Annotated in this window: 17 protein-coding genes and 2 pseudogenes; 10 read left to right on the top strand and 9 right to left on the bottom strand. The window is 72.4% G+C overall.

Annotation, left to right across the window (positions count from 1 at the left end):
* Positions 1 to 16 precede the first annotated feature (16 nt).
* The 4 genes and pseudogenes from ELR47_RS17530 (at position 17) to ELR47_RS17515 (ending at position 2,667) form a co-directional block, all read left to right on the top strand.
* Complete coding sequence (locus ELR47_RS17530) at positions 17 to 400, top strand: FKBP-type peptidyl-prolyl cis-trans isomerase (RefSeq protein ID WP_130651485.1); 384 nt, start codon at positions 17 to 19, stop codon at positions 398 to 400.
* A gap of 2 nt (positions 401 to 402) precedes the next feature.
* A pseudogene (locus ELR47_RS17525) lies at positions 403 to 891 on the top strand (heme-binding beta-barrel domain-containing protein); the annotation flags it as partial.
* Between the two features lie 76 nt (positions 892 to 967).
* Positions 968 to 1,291 carry a rhodanese-like domain-containing protein gene (locus ELR47_RS17520; protein WP_130651047.1) on the top strand — a complete coding sequence of 108 codons (324 nt, stop codon included), beginning with the start codon at positions 968 to 970 and terminating at the stop codon, positions 1,289 to 1,291.
* The gene (locus tag ELR47_RS17515; protein ID WP_130651046.1) at positions 1,288 to 2,667 is read left to right on the top strand and encodes an FAD-dependent oxidoreductase; all 1,380 of its coding nucleotides are present in this window, start codon (positions 1,288 to 1,290) and stop codon (positions 2,665 to 2,667) included. The genes ELR47_RS17520 and ELR47_RS17515 overlap by 4 nt, the downstream gene beginning before the upstream one ends.
* A gap of 1 nt (position 2,668) precedes the next feature.
* Here ELR47_RS17515 and ELR47_RS19265 read toward each other — a convergent pair whose 3' ends face one another.
* The 3 genes and pseudogenes from ELR47_RS19265 to rimK form a co-directional block, all read right to left on the bottom strand.
* Positions 2,669 to 4,174, bottom strand: coding sequence for a penicillin-binding transpeptidase domain-containing protein (locus ELR47_RS19265; protein WP_268234466.1), 1,506 nt, complete (start codon positions 4,172 to 4,174; stop codon positions 2,669 to 2,671).
* Positions 4,163 to 4,459, bottom strand: a pseudogene (locus ELR47_RS19260) (NTF2-like N-terminal transpeptidase domain-containing protein); the annotation flags it as partial. The pseudogene ELR47_RS19260 and the gene ELR47_RS19265, both read right to left, overlap by 12 nt.
* A 143-nt stretch (positions 4,460 to 4,602) precedes the next feature.
* The gene (gene rimK / locus ELR47_RS17505; RefSeq protein ID WP_130651044.1) at positions 4,603 to 5,511 is read right to left on the bottom strand and encodes a 30S ribosomal protein S6--L-glutamate ligase; all 909 of its coding nucleotides are present in this window, start codon (positions 5,509 to 5,511) and stop codon (positions 4,603 to 4,605) included.
* Positions 5,512 to 5,692: 181 nt separating this feature from the next.
* Between rimK and ELR47_RS17500 the strand changes: the two genes are divergently transcribed.
* On the top strand, positions 5,693 to 5,854 hold the full coding sequence (locus tag ELR47_RS17500; protein WP_130651043.1) for a DUF3309 family protein: 162 nt from the start codon (positions 5,693 to 5,695) through the stop codon (positions 5,852 to 5,854).
* Between the two features lie 26 nt (positions 5,855 to 5,880).
* On the opposite strand, the gene ELR47_RS17495 is transcribed toward ELR47_RS17500, so the two are convergent.
* Both ELR47_RS17495 and ELR47_RS17490 read right to left on the bottom strand, forming a co-directional pair.
* Positions 5,881 to 6,474: an HhH-GPD-type base excision DNA repair protein gene (locus ELR47_RS17495; protein ID WP_130651042.1), complete on the bottom strand. Its 594-nt coding sequence runs from the start codon at positions 6,472 to 6,474 to the stop codon at positions 5,881 to 5,883.
* Between the two features lie 38 nt (positions 6,475 to 6,512).
* Positions 6,513 to 8,444: a penicillin-binding transpeptidase domain-containing protein gene (locus tag ELR47_RS17490; RefSeq protein ID WP_165404174.1), complete on the bottom strand. Its 1,932-nt coding sequence runs from the start codon at positions 8,442 to 8,444 to the stop codon at positions 6,513 to 6,515.
* Positions 8,445 to 8,727: 283 nt separating this feature from the next.
* Here ELR47_RS17490 and ELR47_RS17485 point away from each other — a divergent pair, with 283 nt between their 5' ends.
* Both ELR47_RS17485 and ELR47_RS17480 read left to right on the top strand, forming a co-directional pair.
* A complete protein-coding gene (locus ELR47_RS17485) occupies positions 8,728 to 12,366 on the top strand; it encodes a multifunctional oxoglutarate decarboxylase/oxoglutarate dehydrogenase thiamine pyrophosphate-binding subunit/dihydrolipoyllysine-residue succinyltransferase subunit (RefSeq protein WP_130651040.1) in 3,639 nt (1,212 codons plus the stop codon).
* 363 nt (positions 12,367 to 12,729) lie between these two features.
* Positions 12,730 to 13,713 carry a hypothetical protein gene (locus ELR47_RS17480; protein ID WP_130651039.1) on the top strand — a complete coding sequence of 328 codons (984 nt, stop codon included), beginning with the start codon at positions 12,730 to 12,732 and terminating at the stop codon, positions 13,711 to 13,713.
* Between the two features lie 155 nt (positions 13,714 to 13,868).
* Here ELR47_RS17480 and ELR47_RS17475 read toward each other — a convergent pair whose 3' ends face one another.
* Together ELR47_RS17475 and ELR47_RS17470 are read right to left on the bottom strand one after the other, a co-directional pair.
* The gene (locus tag ELR47_RS17475) at positions 13,869 to 14,486 is read right to left on the bottom strand and encodes an alpha/beta fold hydrolase (protein WP_130651038.1); all 618 of its coding nucleotides are present in this window, start codon (positions 14,484 to 14,486) and stop codon (positions 13,869 to 13,871) included.
* A gap of 88 nt (positions 14,487 to 14,574) precedes the next feature.
* Entirely contained in the window at positions 14,575 to 16,188 is a 1,614-nt protein-coding gene (locus ELR47_RS17470) for a putative glycoside hydrolase (protein WP_130651037.1), read from the bottom strand.
* A gap of 268 nt (positions 16,189 to 16,456) precedes the next feature.
* Here ELR47_RS17470 and ELR47_RS17465 point away from each other — a divergent pair, with 268 nt between their 5' ends.
* Together ELR47_RS17465 and ELR47_RS17460 are read left to right on the top strand one after the other, a co-directional pair.
* Positions 16,457 to 17,551: a polysaccharide deacetylase family protein gene (locus ELR47_RS17465; RefSeq protein ID WP_130651036.1), complete on the top strand. Its 1,095-nt coding sequence runs from the start codon at positions 16,457 to 16,459 to the stop codon at positions 17,549 to 17,551.
* Positions 17,552 to 17,664: 113 nt separating this feature from the next.
* Positions 17,665 to 19,044: an NADH-ubiquinone oxidoreductase-F iron-sulfur binding region domain-containing protein gene (locus tag ELR47_RS17460; protein WP_130651035.1), complete on the top strand. Its 1,380-nt coding sequence runs from the start codon at positions 17,665 to 17,667 to the stop codon at positions 19,042 to 19,044.
* A 104-nt stretch (positions 19,045 to 19,148) separates the two neighbouring features.
* Here ELR47_RS17460 and ELR47_RS17455 read toward each other — a convergent pair whose 3' ends face one another.
* Both ELR47_RS17455 and ELR47_RS17450 read right to left on the bottom strand, forming a co-directional pair.
* A complete protein-coding gene (locus tag ELR47_RS17455) occupies positions 19,149 to 20,096 on the bottom strand; it encodes a carbohydrate kinase family protein (protein ID WP_130651034.1) in 948 nt (315 codons plus the stop codon).
* A complete protein-coding gene (locus ELR47_RS17450; RefSeq protein ID WP_130651033.1) occupies positions 20,093 to 21,751 on the bottom strand; it encodes an alpha-amylase family glycosyl hydrolase in 1,659 nt (552 codons plus the stop codon). The genes ELR47_RS17455 and ELR47_RS17450 overlap by 4 nt, the downstream gene beginning before the upstream one ends.
* A gap of 261 nt (positions 21,752 to 22,012) precedes the next feature.
* On the opposite strand from ELR47_RS17450, the gene ELR47_RS17445 reads away from it, so the two are divergent.
* On the top strand, positions 22,013 to 23,212 hold the full coding sequence (locus tag ELR47_RS17445) for an ABC transporter ATP-binding protein (protein ID WP_130651032.1): 1,200 nt from the start codon (positions 22,013 to 22,015) through the stop codon (positions 23,210 to 23,212).
* Positions 23,213 to 23,270 lie beyond the last annotated feature (58 nt).

Raw genomic sequence — 23,270 nt, 5'->3', positions numbered from 1 at the left:
GACCCAGGACGCCGACATGGAACAACGCCCCGACCCGGCCGCCTCGCTCCCCGACGACGGCTCGGCCCCGCCCGACGAACTCGTCACCGTCGACGTCGTCGAGGGCGACGGCGCCGAGGCCACCCCCGGCTCGCAGGTGAGCGTGCACTACGTCGGCGTGGCGTGGTCGACCGGCGAGGAGTTCGACGCCTCCTGGGACCGTGGGCCGTTCGACTTCACGCTCGGCGCCGGGCAGGTCATCCCCGGTTGGGACCAGGGTGTCGAGGGCATGCGTGAGGGCGGTCGCCGTCGGCTGACGATCCCGCCCGAGCTCGCCTACGGCGACCAGGGCGCGGCCGGGGTCATCGCGCCGGGCGAGACGCTGGTGTTCGTGGTCGACCTGCTCGAGGTGAACGACTGACGGTGTCGAGCGCGACCGAGCTGCACCCGTCCCTGGCGCCGTTGGCCGGGCTGGTCGGTACCTGGGCCGGTGCGGGCGAGGGGCACTACCCGACGATCGACCGGTTCACCTACACCGAACAGGTCACGTTCACGCACGTCGGGCGGCCGTTCCTCGCCTACGCCCAGCGCACCACCTCGCCGGCGACCGGACTGCCGATGCACGCCGAGACCGGCTTCCTGCGGGTGGTGGGCAGCGACGACCCGGCGCGGCCCGCGATCGAGCTGGTGCTGGCGCATCCCACCGGCGTCGCGGAGGTGGAGGAAGGCAGCCTCGCCGACGGGGTGCTCGAGCTCGCGACCACGACGGTGGGCCTGACCGCGACCGCCAAACCGGTGCGCTCCCTGCGCCGCCGCTTCGTCCTCGACGGCGACGTGCTCGCCTACGATCTGTGGATGGCACACGCCGACACCCCCGAGACCCACCACCTGCGCGCCACCCTGCACCGCCAGCCCCGGGCCGCACGCCCAGGACCACCGGACCCAGGCCCACCGAATCCAGGACCACCAGGACCAGACCCAGGGGAGCATGGCTGACGTGGACCCCCGGACCGCTGCCGATCTCCCGGACGCCTTCCTGCTCGACGTGCGCGAACCCGTCGAGTGGATCGCCGGACATGCCCCCGGAGCCGTCCACATCCCGATGGCCGAGCTCGGGTCACGCCAGCAGGAGCTGCCCGCCGAGCGGACCATCGTGGCGATCTGCCGCAGTGGCATGCGCAGCGCCGCGGTCGTCGAGGCGCTCACCCGCGCCGGCTACGACGCGCACAACCTGGTCGGGGGCATGCACGAGTGGGCGGCCGAGGGGCTGCCGGTCGTGCGCGACGACGGCGCGCCCGGGGTCGTCGCATGACCGAGCGTCTCGTCGTCGTCGGGGGTGACGCGGCCGGCATGAGCGCCGCGAGCCAGGCCCGCCGCGGACGCGGCCCGGACGCCCTCGGCATCGTGGTGTTCGAGCGCGGCCACGACACCTCCTACTCCGCCTGCGGCATCCCGTACTGGATCGGCGAGGTCGTCGACGACCGTGCCGACCTGGTGGTGCGTACGCCGCAGGAGTTCCGCGACCGGCAGGCGATCGACGTACGCACGCGCACCGAGGCGGTCGGCGTCGACACGGCCGCCCGCACCGTGCGGGTGCGCGACCTCGACCGGGGGCGCGAGTACGACGAGTCCTACGACCAGTTGCTGCTGGCGACCGGGGCCGCGCCACGCCGCCCCGACCTGCCCGGCCTCGACGGTCCCGGCGTGTTCGGCGTGCAGACCCTCGATGACGGTCAGGCGATCCTCGACCACCTCGACGCCTGCCGGCCGCGACGTGCCGTGGTGATCGGCGCGGGCTACATCGGCCTCGAGATGGCCGAGGCGATGGTCGTGCGCGGCTACGAGGTGGACCTCGTCGAACGCAGCGACCGGCCGATGACCACGCTCGACGCCGACCTCGGCGGTCGGGTCGCCGACGCGATGGACGGCATGGGCATCCGGTTGCACCTCGAGACCGACGTGCAGGGCGTCATGCACGACGGAGACCGTCTGCGTGCCGTCGCCACCTCGGTCGGCGAGCTGCCCACCGACGTGGTCGTGCTGGGCCTGGGCGCCACCCCCGACGCACGCCTCGCGGTCGAGGCCGGCGTGCCGGTCGGGCCCGAGACGGGCGGGGTGGTCGTCGACGTGCGGCAGCGGACGAGGGTCGACGGGGTGTGGGCGGCCGGTGACTGCGCCGAGGTGCACCACCGTGTCTCGCGCGCACCGGCCGCCATCGCGCTGGGCACCATCGCCAACAAGACCGGACGGGTCGCGGGCATCAACCTCGGTGGCGGCTACGCGACGTTCCCCGGCGTGCTGGGGACCGCGGTGACGAAGGTCTGCGGGGTCGAGATCGGCCGCACCGGCCTCGGCGAGCGCGACGCCGAACGCGCCGGTTACGCCCCGGTGACCGCGACGGTCCAGACGACGACGAAGGCCGGCTACTGGCCCGACACCGCCTCGATGGAGGTGAAGGTGATCGCCGAGCGCCGTTCGGGCCGGCTGCTCGGTGCGCAGGTCGTGGGGGGCGCGGGCTCGTGCAAGCGCATCGACACCTTCGCCGCGGCGCTGTGGAACGAGATGACGGTCGAGGAGCTGCTCAACGTCGACCTGTCGTACGCACCGCCGTTCTCCCCGGTCTGGGATCCGGTGCTGATCGGCGCCCGCAAGGCCTGGGACGCCGTGCTGGCCGACCTGGACGGCTGAGTCAGTCGGCGAGGCGGGTCAGGAAGTCGGCGGCGAGCGGGGCCGCCACGCGCCCGCCGACGCTGTCCCGGGTCTCGGCGACCAGGACGGCGAAGGCGAGGTCGCCCTGGTGGCCGATGAACCACGCGTGGGTCCGTGGGGGCGTCTCGGTGCCGTACTCGGCGGTGCCGGTCTTGCCGTGCACCGGGTCGCCGGGCACGTCGGCGAGGGCCGAGCCGGTGCCGTCGGTGACGACCTGCCGTGTCAGCGCCTGCAGGTCGGTGGCGAGCTGCGGGTCGAGCGGGGCCTCGCCGGCCGGGTCCCGCGGATCCGGGTCGAGCACCAGCCGCGGCGTCCGGTGCCCACCACGGGCGACGGTCGCGGCCACGTCGGCCATCGCGAGGGGACTGGCGAGGTTGCGGCCCTGCCCGATCGCCGCCGCGGCCCGGTCGGTCGCGCCGTCGTTGACGGGGATCGAGCCGGTGAACGCGTCCACGCCGAGCGTGTGTCCGCCGCCGACGCCGAACCGGCCGGCGGCCTCGGCCAGCTCGTCGTCGTCGAGGTCGTCGGCGAGCGACACGAAGGTGGTGTTGCACGACTGGGCGAACGCCTCACGGAACGGGACCCGGCCGCGGGCGCCGTCCTCGGCGTTGGTGAAGCGACGGCCGTCGACCACGGCCTCGGCCTCGCACCCGACGGTCGCGTCGGGATCGAGACCGTCGGCGAGCAGCGCCGCGGTCGTCACCACCTTGAAGGTCGAACCGGGTGCGTACTGCCCGGACACCGCGATCTCGGCGCCGGCCGTGCCGGGGCCGTTGGCGACCGCGACCACGTGTCCGTCGCTCACCCGGACGGCGACCAGCGCGCTCGGGGCGTCGGACACGTCGGCCAGCGTCTCGTCGGCGGCGCGTTGCACCCGCTCGTCGAGCGTGACGGTCACGTCGCTGCCGTCGACCGCGGGCACCTCGTGCAGCACCGCCTCCTCGACGCCCTCGGGCGCGTCCGCGACGGGAACGGCGACCACCTGTCGGCCGGCCTCGCCGAACAGCTGCTCGTCGTAGCGGCGCTGCAGGCCGGACAGGCCGACGACGTCGCCCGGGGCGTAGCGCTGCGGGTGCGCTTCGATCCGCTCGGCCGTGACGTCCCCGGCCCGGCCGAGCAGGGCCCGGGCGAAGTCCGCGGTCGGCGCCAGCGGCAGCGTGCCGCGGCGTACCACCGTGCCCGGCAGCGGCAGCAGTTCGTCCTCGACGGCCGCGAAGGCGTCCTCGCGCAGCGTGACGACCGGCACGAACGCGTTCGGGTCCGCGGACACGATCCGTTCCGCGAGCCCGTCGCCGGAGATGGCGAGGATGTCGCGCAGGTCGTCGACCAGCGTCGCCACGTCGTCGGTCCGTGCCGGCTCGACGCCGACGTCCACGACCGGACGCGGCGTCACGATCGGCGTGCCGTCGGTGCCGACGACCTCGCCGCGGACCGGCCGGGTACGCCGGATGGTCAGGCCAAGGTCGTCGCCCAGCTCGGGGTGCACCACCTCGGGCGTGAAGACGACCTGCCAGCCGTCGTCGCCCCGAACCAGCTCGGCCCGCGTGGGATAGCTCCAGCGGCGCTCCCCACCGAGGTCCCAGCCCACCGTCAGCTCGGCGGTCGCGGTGCCGTCGACCGGTTCCGACACCGAGGCGAGCGCGACGTCGGGCGCGTCGGGGCCGAGGCCCTCGACGAGCGCCGCGTAGCGTTCGCGGACCCCGGCGGGGGCACCGGAGACCGGACCTGACGCCGGGTCGCCGTCGTCCCAGGCCACCGCGAAGGCCTCCGCGGCGGGGCCCGGCCCCTCGTCCCGACTGGTCCACCATCACCAGCCGCCCGCGGCCACCCCGACGACGAGCAGCACCGCGAGCCCGACGAGGGCATGCCGGCGACGTGGTCGCGTGGCGATGCGGCCGAGGTCGAGCGTGTCGGTCATGCCTTCTTGCTGGCGCGCGAGGGGGCGCGGCCGTCGGCGTTGGTGGCGATGTACTCGACGACCTTGCCGGCGACGTCGATGCCGGTGGTGGTCTCGATGCCCTCGAGGCCGGGAGAGGAGTTCACCTCGAGCACGACCGGGCCGTGGTTCGAGCGCATCAGGTCGACACCGGCCACGTTGAGCCCGAGGATCTTCGCGGCCCGCTTGGCGGCGGCCCGCTCCTCCGGGGTGAGGCGGACCTTGCGGGCCTCGCCGCCACGGTGGACGTTGGAGCGGAAGTCGCCCGGCGCGGCGGTGCGTTCCATGGCCGCGACGACCCGGTTGCCCACCACGAAGGCGCGGATGTCGGACCCGCCGGCCTCCTTGATGAACTCCTGCACCAGGATGTTGGCGTTGAGCTGCCGGAAGGCACCGATGACCGACTCGGCCGCCTTCTTGGTCTCCGCGAGGACGACCCCCATGCCCTGGGTGCCCTCGAGCAGCTTGACCACGACGGGGGCCCCACCGACCAGCGAGATCAGCCCGTCGATGTCCTTGGTCGAGTGGGCGAACGAGGTGACCGGGAGGCCCACCCCCTCGGCAGCGAGCAACTGCAGGGCCCGCAGCTTGTCGCGGGAACGCGAGATCGACTGCGAGTCGTTGGTCGGGTAGACGCCCATCATCTCGAACTGGCGCACCACCGCCGTGCCGTAGAAGGTGTGGGTCGCGCCGATCCGGGGCAGGACCGCGTCGACGGCGTCGAGACGCGCGCCGCCGTAGTGGATCGCCGGTCGGTGCGAGGTGATGTCGATCACGCAGCGCAGGTAGTCGACGATGCGGACCTCGTGACCGCGCTGCTCGGCCGCCTCGCGGAGCCGACGGGTCGAGTACAGCTGGGAGTTGCGCGAGAGGATCGCGAGCTTCACGTACGCATCCGATAACGACGAATCGACCGGGGCGTCTCCCGGGCGACGAAGGGCGTGGAACGGTGCGCACGGTAGTGGGCGAGAACGCGACGCGTGGCGCGGGCGGTGGTGCGCAGGCGCGCCGCGAGCAGGTCGGCGTGCCGCGTGTCGCGGCGTGACGGTCAGGCGCTACCGTCCGGGCATGCCGAGTCCCGTGCCCTTCGTGATCATCGCCGTGCTGATCCTGCTCGCGGCGCCGCTGTGGCCGTGGAGCCGCGGCTGGTCGTGGGCACCCGCCGGGATGCTCATGATGGGGCTGGCCACGATGCTGCTGTTCCAGTACGCCGTCGTCCCCGAGGGCTGAACCGCAGGAGAGGGGCTCGCACCCCCTCACCCGTTCGCGGCGCTCCCGGTCTTCACGGCCTTCGCCTCCGCCTTGCGGGCCTGCTTGAACGCGCGGACCTCGAGCAACGTGTCGGCATCGACGACGTCGGCGATCGAGCGGCGACCGTCCTGCCCGTAGTCACCCGCGGCCTCCCGCCAGCCGTCGGGGGTGACGCCGCACTGCTTGCCGAGCAGCGCGACGAAGATGCGCGCCTTCTGGTCCCCGAAGCCCGGCAGATCCTTCAGCCGCTCGCGCAGCGTGCGACCGTCGGGGACCTCGCGCCACAGCGCCTCGGTGTCGCCGTCGTGACGTTCGACGAGCGTGGTCGCCAGTGCGTGGACCCGCTTGGCCATCGAACCGGGGTAGCGGTGGACGGCGGGGGAGATCCGGAACAGGCGCTCGAGCTCGTCGGGATCGACCGCGGCGAGGTTGGCCGGGGTCAGCGGTCGACCGAGTCGCTCCTCGAGCCGTCGAGGCCCGACGAACGCCTGCTCCATCGCGATCTGCTGGTCGAGCAGCATGCCGACCAGCAGGGCGAAGGCGTTGTCCGACAGCAGCCGGTCGGCGTCGGGGTCCCCGGTGAGGGTCAGGGTCGGCATCGCGGCTGGCCTGTCTGTCGGGCGGGGCGTGGTGCGGTTCAACCGTCGGCGGCGAGCTGGAGCTCGAACTCGTCGACGAGTCGGCCGGCGATCGGGGCGGCGACCTCGGCCCCGCTCCCGCCGTCCTCGACGAGCACCGCGAAACCGTACTGCCCCCAGGAGCCGGCGAACCAGGCGTGTCGCTCGCCACCGCTCGTGCGGGCCGTGCCGGCGACCCCTTCGACCAGCTCGCCCGTCGCGCCGTCCCCGGCCGCGCCGGCGGCCGCGACGGCGTCGCCGTCGGTGACCGCCGCCCGCAGCAACGTTCGCAGGTCGTCGAGCGTCCCGGCCGCGAGCTGGCGGGCCTCGTCCGGCTCGTCGTCGACCATCAGCGAGGGCGGGTGCCACACGCCCGAGCGGGCGGCGGCCGCCATGCTGGCCAACTGCAACGGCGACACCTCGACCCGCCCGAGCCCGACCGCCGCTTCGACCAGCTCGGTGGTGTCGGCGGGGGTCGGGAACGAACCGCCGAAGGACGGCACCGGCAGCTGCGGCTGGGTCCCGACCCCGAAGCGTTCGGCGGCGGCGGCGAGCCCTTCGGGCCCGAGCGCGTCGGCCGCGAGCGTCGCCAGGGTGGTGTCACAACCGGCGGCGAAGGCCTGCTGCAGCGAGGTGGTGCCCAGCGCCGGACCTTCGGCGTTGGTCACCGTGCGCCCGCCGACCGTGGTCCGCTCGTCACACACGACCTCGGAGCCCGGCACGTTGCCGGCCGCGAGCAGGGCCTCGCCGGTCACCAGCCGGAACGCCGATCCGGGCGCGTAGCGGCCCTCGAAGGCCCGGTTGTAGGCCGTCAGCGGCCGGCTCGCGGCCGCCCGGATCGCGCCGTCGGCAGCGTCGACGACCACGATCGCGGCCTCGTCCTCGACGCCGGCCAGGGCGTTCTCGACCGCCTGCTGCACGGGTACGTCCAGCGTGGTGCGCACGGCGTCCAGCCCGCCCGCCAGCGCTTCGCCCAGGACCTCGTGGACTGCGCCCTCGGCGCGCTCGCGCAGGACCGCACGGATCCGGACGGCGTCGACGAGGTCGGACTCGTAGACGGCCTCGAGCCCGAACTGTCCCACCTCGTCGCCCGACGCGTAGCTCGGCCCGAGCCGCTCGAGCTGCTCCGCGGTCACCGGACCGACCACACCGACGACGTGGTGGGCGAAACCGGCGTCGTACAACGCCCGGCCGGTGCCGCTGCGCAGTACCACCCCCCGCACCCCCCGCAGCGCGGCACGCACCTCGTCGGCCTGCTCGGCCGGCAGGCTGATGACCGGGTAGAACCAGTCGTCGACCAACCCGCCGCGGGCGTACAGCCGCTCGACGATCTCGCCGGTGTCGGGGAGCACCTCCTCGAACGTGGCCACGAGCTCGTCGCGGTCGGCGACGGTGCCGGGTTCGAACCCGACCGTGACCTGTTCGCGTTCGCCGGCCAGCTCCTGTCCACCGACGGCGAGGATCGGCGCGCGGTCGACCTCCTCGCGCACGACGTCGAAGACCATGCCCGGCCGCAACGAGGGGTGCACCGTCGCGGTCGACCACACCACGCCCCACGCGCCCCGTTCGCGCACCGTCTCGAGTTCGACGTCCCAGCTCACCTCGCCGAACGGACCGTCCACCGTGACGGCCACCGGGGTGCGCGCGCGGCCGTCCTGGACCTGCTCGGTCGGCCCGGGCCGGACCTCCAGCGCGTCGCTGTCCGCCATCAGCCCCTCGGCGAACTGCTCGTAGGTGGCACGCACCGTGTCGTCGTCCTCGCGGGCCAGCTCTGCCAGGCTCTCGGCGTCCCCGCGCTCCCAGGCAGCCGCGAAGGCGCCTGCCGTCTCGGCCGGGTCGGCTTCGGCGGCCGAGTCGGCGAACAGTTCGCTCTCGGTCAGCACCCACCAGCCACCCAGGGCGACGACGGCGAGAGCACACAGCGACAGGACCGCCACGAGCAGGTCCTTCACGGCTACCTCCACGCCCGTCGGCTCCGTGCGCGAACGGTACCCGCCCGGGTCCCCGCGCACGGCCCGATCGGCGCGCCGTGGGGCTTGACGTGCGCCCGGAGGGCCGGTCCACTGCCGGTCGTGGCAGCGGGGTCGTCCCCGACTGCCGTTCCCGTGTCTCCCCGCGCCGGCCGCCCACCTCCCGGTCCCGCGTTCCGCGACCGCCGTGTCCGTGCGCCGATGGGGAGCCTCGCCGCCGCCGCCCTACCCTGGGGGCACGTCGCCCCGGAGCCTGAACGCCGACATGGCCAACCAACCCGCCGCCTCGTCCCAGTCGGAGCTCAACGCCTGGCTCGTCGAGGAGATGTACGAGCAGTACCGCGACAACCCGGACGCGCTGTCCAAGAGCTGGCGAGACTTCTTCGCCGACTACCGGCCCGAGGACCAGGGCCGGACCGGCAACGGTGCCGCTCGCACGGCCTCGAAGCCCTCCGGCAACGGTGCTGCGGGCGCGTCCGGTGTCGCGCGCACCGCGCCGACCGTGGCCGCCGACGACCCCGCGGCCAGCCGGATCCGTGGCGTGGGCGCGCGCATCGTCGAGAACATGGAGACCTCGCTCGGCGTGCCCACCGCCACCTCGGTGCGCGACGTCCCCGCGAAGCTGCTCGAGGTGAATCGGCGCATCGTCAACAACTACCTGCGCCGCACCCGTGGCGGCAAGGTGTCGTTCACCCACCTGATCGCGTACGCGATGGTGCGCGCCGTCGACGCCGTGCCGGCCATGAAGTCGACCTACGCCCAGACCGAGGACGGCAAGCCGGCGCTGCGCCGCGCCGACCACTTCGGGCTCGGTCTCGCCGTCGACGTGGAGAACAAGGACGGCTCGCGCAGCCTGCTCGTCCCGGTGATCCAGGACGCCGACGCGCTCGCCTTCGACGAGTTCCTGCGGGCCTACGAGGAGATCATCCGCAAGATCCGCACGGGCAAGCTCGACCCGGCGATGTTCTCCGGTGGCACCATCACCGTCACCAACCCGGGCACCATCGGCACCGTGCACTCGATCCCGCGGCTGATGTCGGGCCAGGCGGCGATCCTCGGCGTCGGGTCGATCGACTACCCGGCCGGCTACCAGGCAGCCGACCCGCGCACGATCGCCAAGCTCGGCGTGTCGAAGGTCATCACGCTGACCTCGACCTACGACCACCGGGTCATCCAGGGCGCCGAGTCGGGGCTGTTCCTCAAGCGCGTCCACGAACTGCTGCTCGGGGAGCACGGCTTCTACGACGAGGTCTTCAGTGCGCTCGGCCTGCCCTACGAGCCGGCCCGCTGGCGACCGGACTCGAGCGACTTCGACGACGAGTTCGACCTGCTCGCCAAGCAGAGCAAGGTCGACCAGCTGGCGAACATGTACCGCGTGCGCGGCCACCTGATCGCCGACCTCGACCCGCTGCGCCTGCAGCCGAAGGCGATGCACAACGAGCTCGACCCGACCTACTACGGGCTCTCGATCTGGGACCTCGACCGCGACTTCATCACCGACATCGGCGGGACGCCGCGACGCATGCCGCTGCAGAAGATCCTGGGTGTGCTGCGTGACGCCTACTGCCGCACCATCGGCATCGAGTACGGCCACGTGCTCGACCCCGAGCAGAAGCACTGGATCCGCGAGAAGGTCGAGGGCGTCGACGACGAGCTCTCGCCGGAGGACCAGCTGTGGATCCTCGAACGGCTCAACGCGGCCGAGGCGTTCGAGTCGTTCCTGCACACCAAGTACGTCGGGCAGAAGCGCTTCGGCATCGAGGGTGGCGAGAGCCTGATCCCGCTGCTCGACGCGGTCTGCGAGGCCGCCGCCGACGACGCCGACATGGCCGACATCGTGATGGGCATGGCGCACCGCGGCCGCCTCAACGTGCTCTCCAACATCGTGGGCAAGTCCTACCACCAGATCTTCGGCGAGTTCGAGGGGCACATCGACCCCGACACCGTCCAGGGCTCCGGCGACGTCAAGTACCACCTGGGAACCCACGGGGTGTACGAGGCCCGCTCGGGCAACACCGTCGAGCTGCACCTGCCGCCCAACCCCTCGCACCTCGAGGCCGTCAACCCGGTCGTCGAGGGCATCGCGCGGGCCAAGCAGGACCGCTACGACCGCGGCGAGGAGTACGTCTACCCGGCGCTGCCGCTGCTGATGCACGGCGACGCCGCCTTCGCCGGCCAGGGCGTGGTCACCGAGACCCTCAACCTCTCGCAGCTGCGGGGCTACCGCACCGGCGGGACGATCCACGTCGTCATCAACAACCAGGTCGGGTTCACCACCTCGCCGCACGCGGCCCGCTCGTCGTACTACGCCACCGACGTGGCCAAGACGGTCCACGCGCCCATCCTGCACGTCAACGGCGACGACCCCGAGGCGGTCGTGCGGGTGGCCCGGCTGGCGTTCGAGTACCGCCAGCGGTTCCACCGCGACATCGTCATCGACCTGATCTGCTACCGGCGTCACGGCCACAACGAGGCGGACGACCCGTCGTTCACGCAGCCGCAGATGTACGAGGTCATCGACAACCTGCGCTCGGTGCGCAAGCTCTACACCGAGCGACTGGTCCGCCGCGGCGACATCTCCATCGAGCAGGCCGAGGAGTTCCTCCAGGACTTCGAGGCACGTCTCGAGGAGGCGTTCAGCTCCACCAAGCAGGCCGCCCCGCCCGAACCGCCCAAGGCGATCCGTCCCGAGGAGTCGACCTCCATCCTGCCGCCGGCCGAGACGGGGGTGGCCAGGGACGTCCTCGACCGCATCGCGGCCAACCAGTTCGACGTGCCCGAGGGCTTCACCCGGCACCCCAAGCTCGACCGGATCTTCAAGAAGGCCCGGGAGCGCTACGACGCCGGGACGATCGACTGGGCCTTCGGCGAGACGCTCGCGTTCGGCTCGCTGGTGCTCGAGGGCACCAACGTCCGGCTCGCCGGGCAGGACTCGCGGCGCGGCACCTTCTCGCAACGGCACGCGGTCCAGGTCGACTTCAAGACCGGCGAGGACCATCTGCCGCTGCAGAAGCTCGACGACGAGCAGGGCAAGTTCTTCATCTACGACTCGCTGCTCAGCGAGTACGCGGCCGTCGGTTTCGAGTACGGCTACTCGGTGGAGGACAAGACGTCCCTGGTCGCCTGGGAAGCCCAGTTCGGCGACTTCGTCAACGGCGCCCAGATCATCATCGACCAGTTCATCGTCGCCGCCGAGGACAAGTGGGGTGAGACCTCCGGGCTCGTGCTGCTGCTCCCGCACGGCTTCGAGGGCCAGGGGCCGGAGCACTCGTCGGGCCGCATCGAGCGGTTCCTGACGCTGTGCGCCGAGGACAACATCCAGGTCGTGAACTGCACCACCGCGGCGCAGTACTTCCATGTGCTGCGGCGGCAGATGCACCGCGAGGTCCGCAAGCCGCTGATCATCTTCACGCCGAAGTCGCTGCTGCGCTCGCCCAACGCCTTCTCGAACATCGACGAGTTCACGGCGGGTTCGTTCCGCGAGACGCTCGACGACCCGACGTGGGCCGAGGGCGACCGGTCGCAGGTGCAGGCGGTGACGCTGTCGTTCGGCAAGGTCGCCTACGACCTGATGAAGGCCCGCGACACGCGCGAGGCGCCGGTCGCGGTGGTTCGCGTCGAACAGCTCTACCCGTTCCCCGGCGACCAGATCCGCGAGATCCTCGCGTCCTATCCGAACGCCAAGGACGTCGTCTGGGTGCAGGAGGAGCCGTCCAACATGGGCGGTTGGGGCTTCGTCGACGGGCGGCTGTGGAACCTGCTCGACGAGCTCGACGACGGCCGCAAGCTGCGCCACGCGGCCCGGGTGCCGTCGGCGTCGCCGGCCGCCGGTCAGCACGTGGTGCACGACCAGGAACTCGAGCAGCTGCTCGGCGACACCTTCGACCCCGTCGGCAAGGGCTGATCCCCCCGCCCGACCCGCACCACCTCGGACGCCCCGGCCATCTCGGCCGGGGCGTCCGCGGTTCACGCGTGGGCCGGGTGGCGCTCGGCAACCTCCTCCACGGAGATCATCCGGCAGGCCGAGGCACGCGGCTACCGCTTCGTCACCCTCGACCCCTACCGCTGACCGACGCGGCCACCACTTCCGTCGCCCGCGACGGAAACCGCTCGCGGGGACCGCTCCCACCGTCCACCGACTTGTTGTTCCCGTCGCCCGCGACGGAAACCGCTCGCGGGTCCGGTGGCTGCGGGCCGCCGGCCGTGACGCCCGACGTCGTCCACAGGCCGGAAGAGCGTCGTCGGCGTCGAAGGGTCCACCGCGAGCATGCTGCCGGCCATGGACGACTTCCCCCCGCCGACACCGACGGCCATCGCGCCCGAGGCGCCCGACGCCGAACCCGCCGCCCGACGCCGCGATCGCTCTGCGCCTTCGCCGATGGACCGTGCGCTCTCGCTGGCCGAGCGACAACACGGCGTCATCGCCCGGTGCCAGCTGGTCGATCTGCTCGGGTCCGGCCCGACCGACCACCTGCTGCGCACCGGGCGGCTGGCGCCGCTCGTGCGTGGCGTCTGGCGGGTCCGTGGCGGTGCGCTGCTGCCCGAGCAGGCGGCCTTCGCGGCGGCCCTGCGTGCCCGTCCCGGCGCGTGCGTCACCGGACCCGTGGCACTGGGGCTGTACGCGGTGCCTGGCTTCATCGGCGCCGAGGCGTTCGAGATCCTCACGGCCGAGCACCGCTGGCTGCGCAACGTCGAGTTCGCCCATCGGCCGGACCGGCAGGCGCGGCGGGGCACCGCCCCGTACGGCGCTGTCCGGGTGGCGAGCCCGCTCGATGCGCTGATCGACAGTGCGGCGTTTCGCGCCGAGGTGGACGAGCGCAGCCTGCGGGTCGCCTGGGACCACCTGCGGGCCACGGGCATGGTGACCGTGGCCCGGCTCCGTCGCCAGCCCGAGCGTCTCCGTGCCGTGGCGCCGGGTGCGTCGATTCTCGCTGCGGTCCTCGAGGCGTCCGGCGGGTACCTCGTCGAGAGCGAGGGTGAACGCCTGCTGTGGCCCTTCGTGTCCTGCTTCGAGCCGGTTCTCGAGGCGCAGGTGTGGGTCACCCCGGCTCGTCGTCTCGACTACTTCTCGCGGCGTTGCCGGTTCGGCTGGGAGTACGTCGGCAAGGTCGACCACCAGTACGTCGCACAGCGCATCGCCGACGACGAGCGCGACGCCGAGCTGCGCGTGAGGGCATCCGGCTGGGCTACGTCACCAAGGCGGACCTCGACGAACCGACGGCCCTGTTCGCCACGATGGTCGCGAGCCTGACCGTTCGCGCCCATGAGCTCGGGGTCCAGCCTCCCGTCGCCGTCCGCTCCCCGCAGACCTGAGGCCGCTCGAAGGGCAGGGCGTGGTTGGTCTGCTGGCTGCGGTTTCCCGCGCGGGCGACGGAAGGACGCGCGAACAGTGACCTGGCCCAGGGGTCAGGCGGGCAGGGACTCGAGGTAGTCGCGGATCGCGAGGTCGACCGTGCCGGCACGTGCCGGGGCCAGGGCGTGGTCGTCGCCCTCCAGCAGGTGCACGCCCCGGGCGTCGCGCAGGGGCGAGGTCAGCGTCTCGAGCGACGCGCGTGAACGGGTGCCGGGCGCCGCCGGGGCGTGCACGACGACGGTCGGGATGTCGAGCTCGTCGAGGCGGGCGTACTCGTCGGCGTCGTGCGCCGGAAGGTCGAACAACAGCACCCCGCGCACCCGGTCGGGGGCGAACAGGCCCGCGCGCAGCCCGACGAGCGCCCCTGGGCCGTCCCCACCGAAGATCGACCGCTCGATGCCGACGTGGTGCAGCAGGGCCAGGGCCAGGCGTGCGTGCTCCCGCGTCGCGTCCGAGTCCAGCACCGGCGGAGGGTTCCAGGCGATCACGCGGTAGATGGTCGCGAAGGCGGTGAAGCGCGCCGCCAACTGCGACGCCGACGTGTCGACGCCTGGGGTCAGCAGGATCGGTGGCCCCTCCCCACCGACGTCCTCGAACGTCACCTCGTGCTCGTGCAGCAGGGCGGAGTAGGCCACGTCGGTCTCGACCTCGTGCGTCGGGGAGCGGTGCATGGGGGGAAGCTAGCCAGCCGGCACGGCGTGACGACCGCGCGGTCGCCACGCCGGGCTGCCCGCGACCGCGCCCGCCGTCGCGGTCGGGTCACTCCTCGCGGTCCTGCGGCATCGCGTCGTAGGCCTCCGGCGTGTAGCGCACGCTCGGGTCCCACATGAGGAACTCGTCGATGCCCTGGTCACGCGAGGCCCGGATCTGTTCCCGGACCTGGAACGGCCGGTCCCAGGCCCGGTAGGTGGTGTCCTCGAGCCACGGCACGATGCGCGTGTCGGTGCCCTCGACCGCGTCCTGCCAGACCTCGAGCGTGGCGGTGATGATGTCGTAGGGCTGCCGGTTGGGATCCGCCACGCCGTACTCGCCCGGCCCCCAGTGCGACGGGTAGATCATCGGGGCGACGTAGTCGAGGTGCTCGGACATGCCCGGCACGTCCTGGGCGATCTGGGTCGGCCGGTCGGCGGCGATGCCGTACAGCGACGCACCGTGCCCGATCCCGTAGCGCGAGAGCCGTTCGTCGGCCTGCCGGGTGAACTCGATGATGGCCGGCTCGAGCGGCTCGTCGTTGGGGATGCCTTCGAGCACGAGGTTGTCCCGCGGGCCGTCGGGCTTGCGGATGTAGTCCCACAGGATGTCGTCGACGCCGGCCCGGGCGGCCTCCTCGGCGATCGCGAGGTTGTACTCGATCACCTCGGGATGGGCGAAGTTGGTGAAGCAGCACTCGTAGCGGCCGGTGTAGGGCTCCCCGGAGGTGGTCTGCACCAGCCAGTCGAGGTCGCCGTTGTCGCGCGCGTAGGGCCCGAGCATCGGATCACGGAAGGCGACGATGCGCCCCGCGACGTGGATGCCGCGCTCGTGCAGGTCGGCGATCGTCTGCTCGAGGTCGTAGACGCCCTCGTTGGCCCCCGACAGCTGGGCGAGCTCCACGTCGCTGTCCCAGCCGATGCGGCCACCCTCGTCCTTGAGGGTGAGGGCGATCGAGTTGATGATGCCGTCGTCGGCCATCTGCAGCAGGCGTTCGCGGAAGCTCTCGGTCGCCCAGGCATGGGAGGTCACGTGCACGGAACGGACCTCGTCGACCTCCACCCGCGAGGGCACGGTGACGAGCGTGAACTGGTCGTCGCTGGTGTTGCCGGCCTCGTCGACGGCGACGATCTCCAGGTCGCCCTCGGGGGCCTCGTCGAGTTCGACCTCGAAGGCGCCGTCCTCGTCCGCCTCGGTCTCCTGGCCGGCGACGGTGACGGTCGCGCCGGCGTCGGTCGTGCCGGCCACCAGGACGGACTCGCCGGCGACGACCGCGCTGTCGGGGGAGCTCAGCGCGATCTCGGGCGGGGTGGCGTCGACGGCGAACTCCCATTCGTGCAGCAGTCGGGGTTCCTCGTCGTCCTCGTCCTGGCGTTGGACGACCAGGGTGTACTCGCCGTCGTCGAGGTCGTCGGGGTCCCAGCGCAGGGTGTCGGCCGCTCGCTGGGCGTCGACCGACTGTCCGTCGAGCAACAACGTCAGCGTGGGGGGCAGCCCGTCCTCGTCGTCGGTGCGCACCTCCCACGCGGCGTCCTGGAGCGTCTGCGCGTTGAGCAGGGTGCCGTCGTCGGGTCCCTCGAACTCCAGGGCGGCGTCGCCGCCCCCGCAAGCGGTCAACAGCACGCCGGCGGTCGCCGCGCCGAGCAGTCGGATGGTGGCCTCGCGTGCGCCGCGGAACGTCATGCCGCCCCCGTGGGTCGTCCGTCCGGCCGGCGAGCAGCCCCGCCGGCGCCGCCGGCGCCAGGGGCTGGCGGCACCGGTCGTACCGCCCACTGGGGCCAGCGGTCGCGGCGACACTACCCGTCCGATGGGGCTCCGCCACGGCAGCGAGGATCGGCCGGACGGCCCGATAAGGTCGGGCGACCTTGCCGGTACACCTCGGGGGACCTCGTTGCCGCTCTCCGCTCGACCGGGCCGTCCGCGCCCCGTCCGCACGTCGCTGTCCGTCGCGGTGGCCCTCGCGCTGGCGGTCTCCGCCTGCGGCGGGCAGCCCGACGAGCCCGGTGACGGCGCGGTCGTGACCGATCCCGACACCGCGCCCGCCACGCCGGAGGACGCAGCGACCGAGGAGGCCGGTGCCGCGTCGGGTGACGGCGCCGAGGCCACCGGGGAGGACGCCGAGGGTGCGACCGAGGCCGCAGCGGACCTCCCGGACCCGGCCGAGGTCGGCGCGAACGAGCTCGGTCAGATCCCGGTGCTGATGTACCACCGGCTGCTGCCGGGCGGGGGAGGCGACTACGACCTGACCGCGGACGAGTTCCGCGGCGAGCTGCAGTATCTCTACGACCACGGCTACCGACCGGTCCGCATGGCCGACGTCGCCGCCGGCACGATCGACCTGCCGGCCGGGACCAGCCCGGTCGTGCTGACCTTCGACGACTCCACCCGTGAGCAGTTCGCGTTGGACGAGCAGGGCGAGGTCGACCCGGAGACCAAGGTCGGCATCCTCGAGGCGTTCGGATCGCGCCACGACGACTGGGACGCGACCGCCGCGTCGTTCTACGTGATCACCAGTTCGCTGTTCGGTGGTGGCCAGGGCAGTGAGCAGCTGCTGACCGCACTCGCCGAGCGCGGCTACGAGATCGGCAACCACACCCACACGCACCGCAACCTCGGCCAGGCCAGCGCGCAGGAGGTCCAGGAGGAGCTCGCCACGACCTCCCGCATGGTGGAGGAGCTCACCGGACAGCCGACGACCACGTTGTCGCTGCCGTTCGGCGTGCGGCCCCAGGACCCCGCCCTGGCCGGCGCGGGCGAGGCCGACGGGCACCGCTACGAGCACACGGCCGTGCTGCTGGTCGGTTCGGGTCCGGCCCTGTCGCCCTTCGACGCCGACTTCGAGCCGCTGGGCGTGCCGCGGATCCGCAGCTCCCCGTCATGGGACGGTGGGGAGCCCGACTACGGCTCGGCGTTCTGGTTGCAGGTGTTCGAGGACCATCCGGACCGTCGCTACGTCTCCGACGGCGATCCGGCGACCATCTCGTTCCCCGCCGAGCTCGAGGACCAGCTCGACCCCGCCCACGCCGAGCGCGCCAACCCGTACTGACCGGGGGCGGCCGAGCGGCGGTCGTCCCGGACTTGCGGTCGTCGTGCCGCCCGGCGAACCTCTCCCCGTGACCAGCATCCTGCCCCCGTATGCCTCGCGAAAGTCGAAGCGACGTGCGTGACGACGCCGACCGCCTGTTGCCTGCCGCTCCCGTGCGCTCGCTCGACGAGCATCTCGCCGCCGGCGGTGGCGCCGGGCTGGCGCGCGCGTTGGAGCTCGACAGCGACGCCATCATCGACGAGATCGACCGTGCCGGGCTGCGCGGTCGCGGCGGAGCCGGGTTCCCGACCTCCCGCAAGTGGCGCGGGGTGATGGAGACCGCCGCCTCCGCCGGTGGCCGTCTCACGCTGGTGGCCAACGGGGCCGAGGGCGAGCCCGGCACCTACAAGGACCGCGTGCTGCTCGAGCAGCAGCCCTACGCGTTCCTCGAGGGGGTCTGCATCGCGGTGCACGCCACCGGGGCCGACAAGGCCTACGTGGGTACGAAGGCCAAGTTCGTCGGTCCGGTCGAGCGGTTGCGCGCAGCCCTCGAGGAGGTCCGGCAGGCCGGCTGGCCCGGTGCCGATCGCATCGAGGTGGTCCTCGGTCCCGACTCCTACCTGTTCGGCGAGGAGACCGGGATGCTCGAGGTCATCGAGGGCAAGCTCCCGATGCCCCGAATCGTGCGCCCGTACGAGCAGGGCCTGTTCGCGACCACCAGCGTCCCCAACCCGACGATCGTCAACAACGTCGAGACCCTGACGCACGTCGCCGCGATCCTGGCCAACGGCGCCGACTGGTTCCGGCAGGCCGGCACCGAGTCCTCGCCCGGCACGATGATCTTCACCGTGGTCGGCGACGTCGAGAACCCGGGGATCTACGAGCTGGCGCTGGGGACCCCGCTGCGCACGCTGCTGGTCGACATCGCCGGTGCCCACGACATCAAGGCGATCTACTCCGGCGTGTCGACCCAGGTGCTCACGCCGGAGCGGCTGGACGTGCCGCTCGGCTTCGACGAGATGCGCGACATCGGTGCCGGCATGGGGTCGGGCGGTTTCGTCGTCTACGACTCGTCGCGCAGCATCGTCGACGTGCTGGCGGCGCTGATCCGCTTCCTCGCGGTCGAGTCGTGCGGGCAGTGCAACTCCTGCAAGCTCGGCAACCTCGCGATGTACGACGAGCTGGCCAAGGTCCAGCGGGGCGAGGCGACCCAGGCGGACCTCGAGACGCTGCTGCGGCGCAGCCACGCCGTGACCGACGGCAACCGCTGTTACCTGCCGGTCGGTTCGCAGCTGTTGGTCGCGAGCACGATGCAGGCGTTCGTCGAGGAGTTCGTGGCCACCGTCGAGCGCGGCGAGCCCACGCCCGACGACGTGCCCGTGCCGCTGGTCGACCACATCGACGAGGCGACCGGCGAGGTCACCTTCCATCCGCGCTACCACCTCAAGCGCAGCGACTGGTCCTACGCCGACGCCGACCCGCGCGACGAGCGCCTGGCCGCGATCCGCGACTGAGCGGTCAGCCCGAGCGGTCAGGGTCGAGTGGTCAGACGAGCGGTCAGGGCCGAGTGGTCCCGGCAGCCGGTCACCAGCGCCGGTCGTCCGGTGGGCGGCGGACCTCAGTGTCCCGCGAGGTCGTCGCCGAGCTCGGCCCGGCGCGGCGGGTCCGCGCCCTGGCGCGTGCAGGTGATCGCCGCCACCCGCACCGCGGTGCGCAGCGCCTCGGCCCACGCCGTGGGGTCGAGTGAGCGCACCCCCGAGGCCGACGCCGCGCCCCGACGCCCGAGGGCGTGCAGCAGGCCGGAGGTGAAGGCGTCACCGGCACCGACCGTGTCGGCCACCTCGACCCGTTCCCCGGGCACCTCGACCCGCTCTCCCGAGGCGAGCAGCGCGACGGCGCCGTCGGGGCCGCGGGTGACGACCACCGCACCGGGGCCGCTGGCGACCCAGCGGCGGGCGGCCTGTTCGGCGGGCAGATCCGGGTACAGCAGTTGCAGGTCCTCGTCGCTGACCTTCACCAGGCCGGTGTGGCCGATCGAGCGCTCGAGCAGGCGCGCGTAGGCCGGCAGGTCGTCGATCACGCTCGGTCGGACGTTGGGGTCCAGGCTCACCAGCGCGTCACCGTGTCGGCGTGCGAGCAGCTGACGCAGCGCCTGCCCGGCCGGTCGGGTCTCGAGGGTCACGGCGCCCAGCGAGACGTGCACCGCGGCGCCGTCGGGGACGGCGGTCAGCTCCTGCTGACGCAGGCCGGCCGCGCTGGTGCCCTCGAGGTAGAAGCCGTAGCTGGCCCGACCCTCGTCGTCGAGGTGGACCACGGCGAGGGTGGTGGGCGCGTCGGTTCGGCCGGCCAGTTCCAGCGACACGCCCTCGGCCGTGAGCCGGTCGGCGAGCTGCCGGCCGAAGGCGTCGCGCGACAGACCCCCGAGGAAGGCGGCCGGCGTGCCCAGCCGCCCGAGCCCGACCGCGACGTTGTACGGCGAGCCGCCGAGCAGCGGCCGCAGCAGACCTCCGGCACGCGGCTCCTGCGGCGCGAGGTCGACCAGGGCCTCCCCGACGACGACGATCATGGTGCCAGCTCCACGAACGCGGCCACGTCGGCCGGCAGGAACAGCGTGTCGCCCTCGACCCGGGCGCCGTCGTCGCTGGCGTACACCAGGCGGCCCGGTGCGGGGAGCGGGACCTCACGGACGTCGTCGGCGTCGTCGCCGCCGACGTGGACGGCCACGACGACGTCGGCACCGCCCGTCGGCTGGTCGGCGCCGTCGCTCGGCTGGTCGGCGCCGTCGCTCGGCTGATCGGCGTCGTTGCGGCGGATGGCGACCACGTCCGACGCCCCGTCGAGCCAGGTCCAGTTCGCGTCCTGGGCCAGCACCCCCAGCGACCGGCGAACCCGTAGCAGCTCGCGGGTGCGTTCGAGCGGTGAGCCGGGCACACCCTGCTGGGACGCCACGGTGTGCTGCGGCCCCCGGTTGTCCCCGAACGGCAGCCACGGGGTGCCGGTGGTGAACCCGAAACCGTCACCGGGCTCCCACAGCATCGGTGTTCGGACGGGGTCGCGGCCCGGTGCACCGGGGTTGCGGACCGCGACGGGGTCCTGGGCGGTGTCGTCGGCCAGTTCGCCGTCGTCGAGCCCCAGTTCGTCGCCCTGGTAGAGGAACGGCACGCCCGGCAGGCCGCACAGCAGCGTGAGGTAGGCCCGTGCCCGCTTCGCGCCGCGCTCGCCCCCGCCGAAGCGGCTCGCGGCGCGGGGGTCGTCGTGACTGCCCAGCGGCCAGGCGAAGTGCTCGCCGGCGGCGTCGACCAGTTCGCCGAGCGTGGTCCGGATCTCCTTGGCGTCCCACGCGGCGTGCAACGTGGCGAAGGCGAAGGCGAGGTGCAGGCCGTCACGGCCCTCGACGTAGCGGCGCAGCCGGTCGGTCTCGAGCAGGTACACCTCGCCGAGCAGCATCGCGTCGTGCCGGGCCGCGACCTGGTGCCACTCGCGGTAGACGTCGAGCACGCCGTCCTGGTCCTGGTCGTAGCGGTGGTCGAACGACTTGAACCGTTCGCCGGGGGTCGCGTCGTCGCCGAGTTCGACGATGACCGGGTTGTCCCGGAACTGCTGGTCCTCGACCAGCGAGTGGGCGACGTCGATGCGGATGCCGTCCACGCCGCGGGCGAACCAGGTGTCGAGGATGTCGACGAACGCGGCGCGCACCTCGTCGCTGGCCCAGTTCAGGTCCGGCTGCTCGGGCAGGAACAGGTGCATGTAGTACTGACCGGAGGCCTCGTCGAGCGTCCAGGCCGGACCGCCGAAGTTGCTGACCCAGTTGTTGGGCGGTCCGCCGTCGGGTGCCGGATCGCGCCAGACGTAGAAGTCGCGGTGGGTCGCGTCCCTGCCGCGCAGGGCGTCGCGGAACCACGGGTGCTCGCTGGAGGAGTGGTTGGGGACCAGGTCGACGACGACGCGCAGCCCGAGTTCGTGGGCGCGCTCGACGAGTGCGGTGACGTCGTCGACGGTGCCGTAGGTCGGTTCGACCCCGAGGTAGTCGGACACGTCGTAGCCGTGGTCGGCCTGTGGTGAGGGGTAGAACGGGGTGATCCAGACCAGGTCGACCCCGAGGTCGGCGAGATACGGCAACCGCTCGCGGACACCGGGCAGGTCGCCCATGCCGTCACCGTCGCTGTCGGCGAACGAGCGCACGTAGATCTCGTAGCCGACCGAACCCTGCCACCAGCTCACGAATGTGTCCTTCGAGGAGTGGATCTGCGGACCGGGGGACCACGGCACCGCGGAGGAGTGTGCGTGCCGGCGGCGTCCACCGGCGCACACCCGACACGCTATCGGCGTGGACGCGGGCCCCGCCCGGCGTCGGGACGGTCGGCGTCGGGGGCCCGGGCGGTCTATGGTCGGCGCCGTGGCGGCGGGGACCCGCCGCGTCCCGAGACCCGGTTGCTGCCTCGACGCGTTCGACACCGGCGGCCGACACGAGAGGAGCCGCAGATGGCGGGCGTGGTGTTCGAGGATGTCCAGAAGGTGTATCCGGACGGGACCCAGGCGATCTTCGATCTGTCGTTGCAGATCGAGGACGGCGAGTTCGTGATCCTGGTGGGGCCGTCGGGGTGTGGGAAGTCGACCGCGTTGCGGATGGTCGCGGGGCTCGAGGAGATCTCGGGCGGCAAGCTCTACATCGGTGATCAGGTCGTCAACGATCTGTCGCCCAAGGAGCGCGACATCGCGATGGTGTTCCAGTCCTATGCGCTGTATCCGCACATGTCGGTCGCGGACAACATGGGGTTCGCGCTCAAGTTGGCCAAGACGCCCAAGGAGGAGATCGACCGGCGGGTCAACGACGCGGCGGACATCCTGGGGTTGACCGAGTACCTGCACCGCAAGCCCAAGGCGCTCTCGGGTGGGCAGCGGCAGCGGGTCGCGATGGGCCGGGCGATCGTGCGCTCGCCGCAGGCGTTCTTGATGGACGAGCCGTTGTCGAACCTGGACGCGAAGTTGCGGGTGCAGATGCGTGCGGAGATCGCGGCGTTGCAGAACCGGTTGGGGGTGACCACGGTGTATGTCACCCACGACCAGATCGAGGCGATGACGATGGGGGACCGGGTCGCGGTGTTGATGCGCGGCAAGCTCCAGCAGGCCGACTCGCCCCAGACGTTGTACAACGAGCCCAAGAACCTGTTCGTGGCCGGGTTCATCGGTTCGCCGTCGATGAACATCGCGCAGGCCACGTTGGTCAAGGCCGACGGTCGGGTCTGGATCGAGCTCGATCGGGGTCAGACCCGGTTGTTGGTGCCCGATGCGGCGTTGGACCGGTATCCGGGTGCGGCGCAGCGGGATGGTGGGCCGGTCGCGATCGGGATGCGTCCGGAGCACTTCGCGCCGGTGGACGAGGTCGCGCCCGAGCAGATCTGGCGGGACCGGGAGGTCACGCTGGTCGAGATGCTCGGGGCGGAGATGCTGGTCCACTTCCGGACCGACACGCCGCCGATCGTGACCGATGACATGAAGGAAGCGATCGACGACGACGAGGCGTTCGAGGAGCTCAAGCGGCAGGCCGCCGCGGGTGGACAGACCTTCACCGCCCGGTTCGAGCCCGGGAACCCGCCCAAGTCCGGGACCCGTATCGACGTCGGTTTCCGTACCGAACGGCTCCACTTCTTCGACCCCGAGACCGGCCTCGCCCTGCGCTAGACCCACCGGCACCACGTCTTCCCACCGGCATCACGGATCACGGCCAGCGGCTCACGCC

The sequence above is a fragment of the Egicoccus halophilus genome (genome assembly GCF_004300825.1).
GTDB classification, from domain to species: Bacteria; Actinomycetota; Nitriliruptoria; order Nitriliruptorales; family Nitriliruptoraceae; genus Egicoccus; species Egicoccus halophilus.
This window is presented reverse-complemented; position numbering and strand designations above follow the sequence as displayed.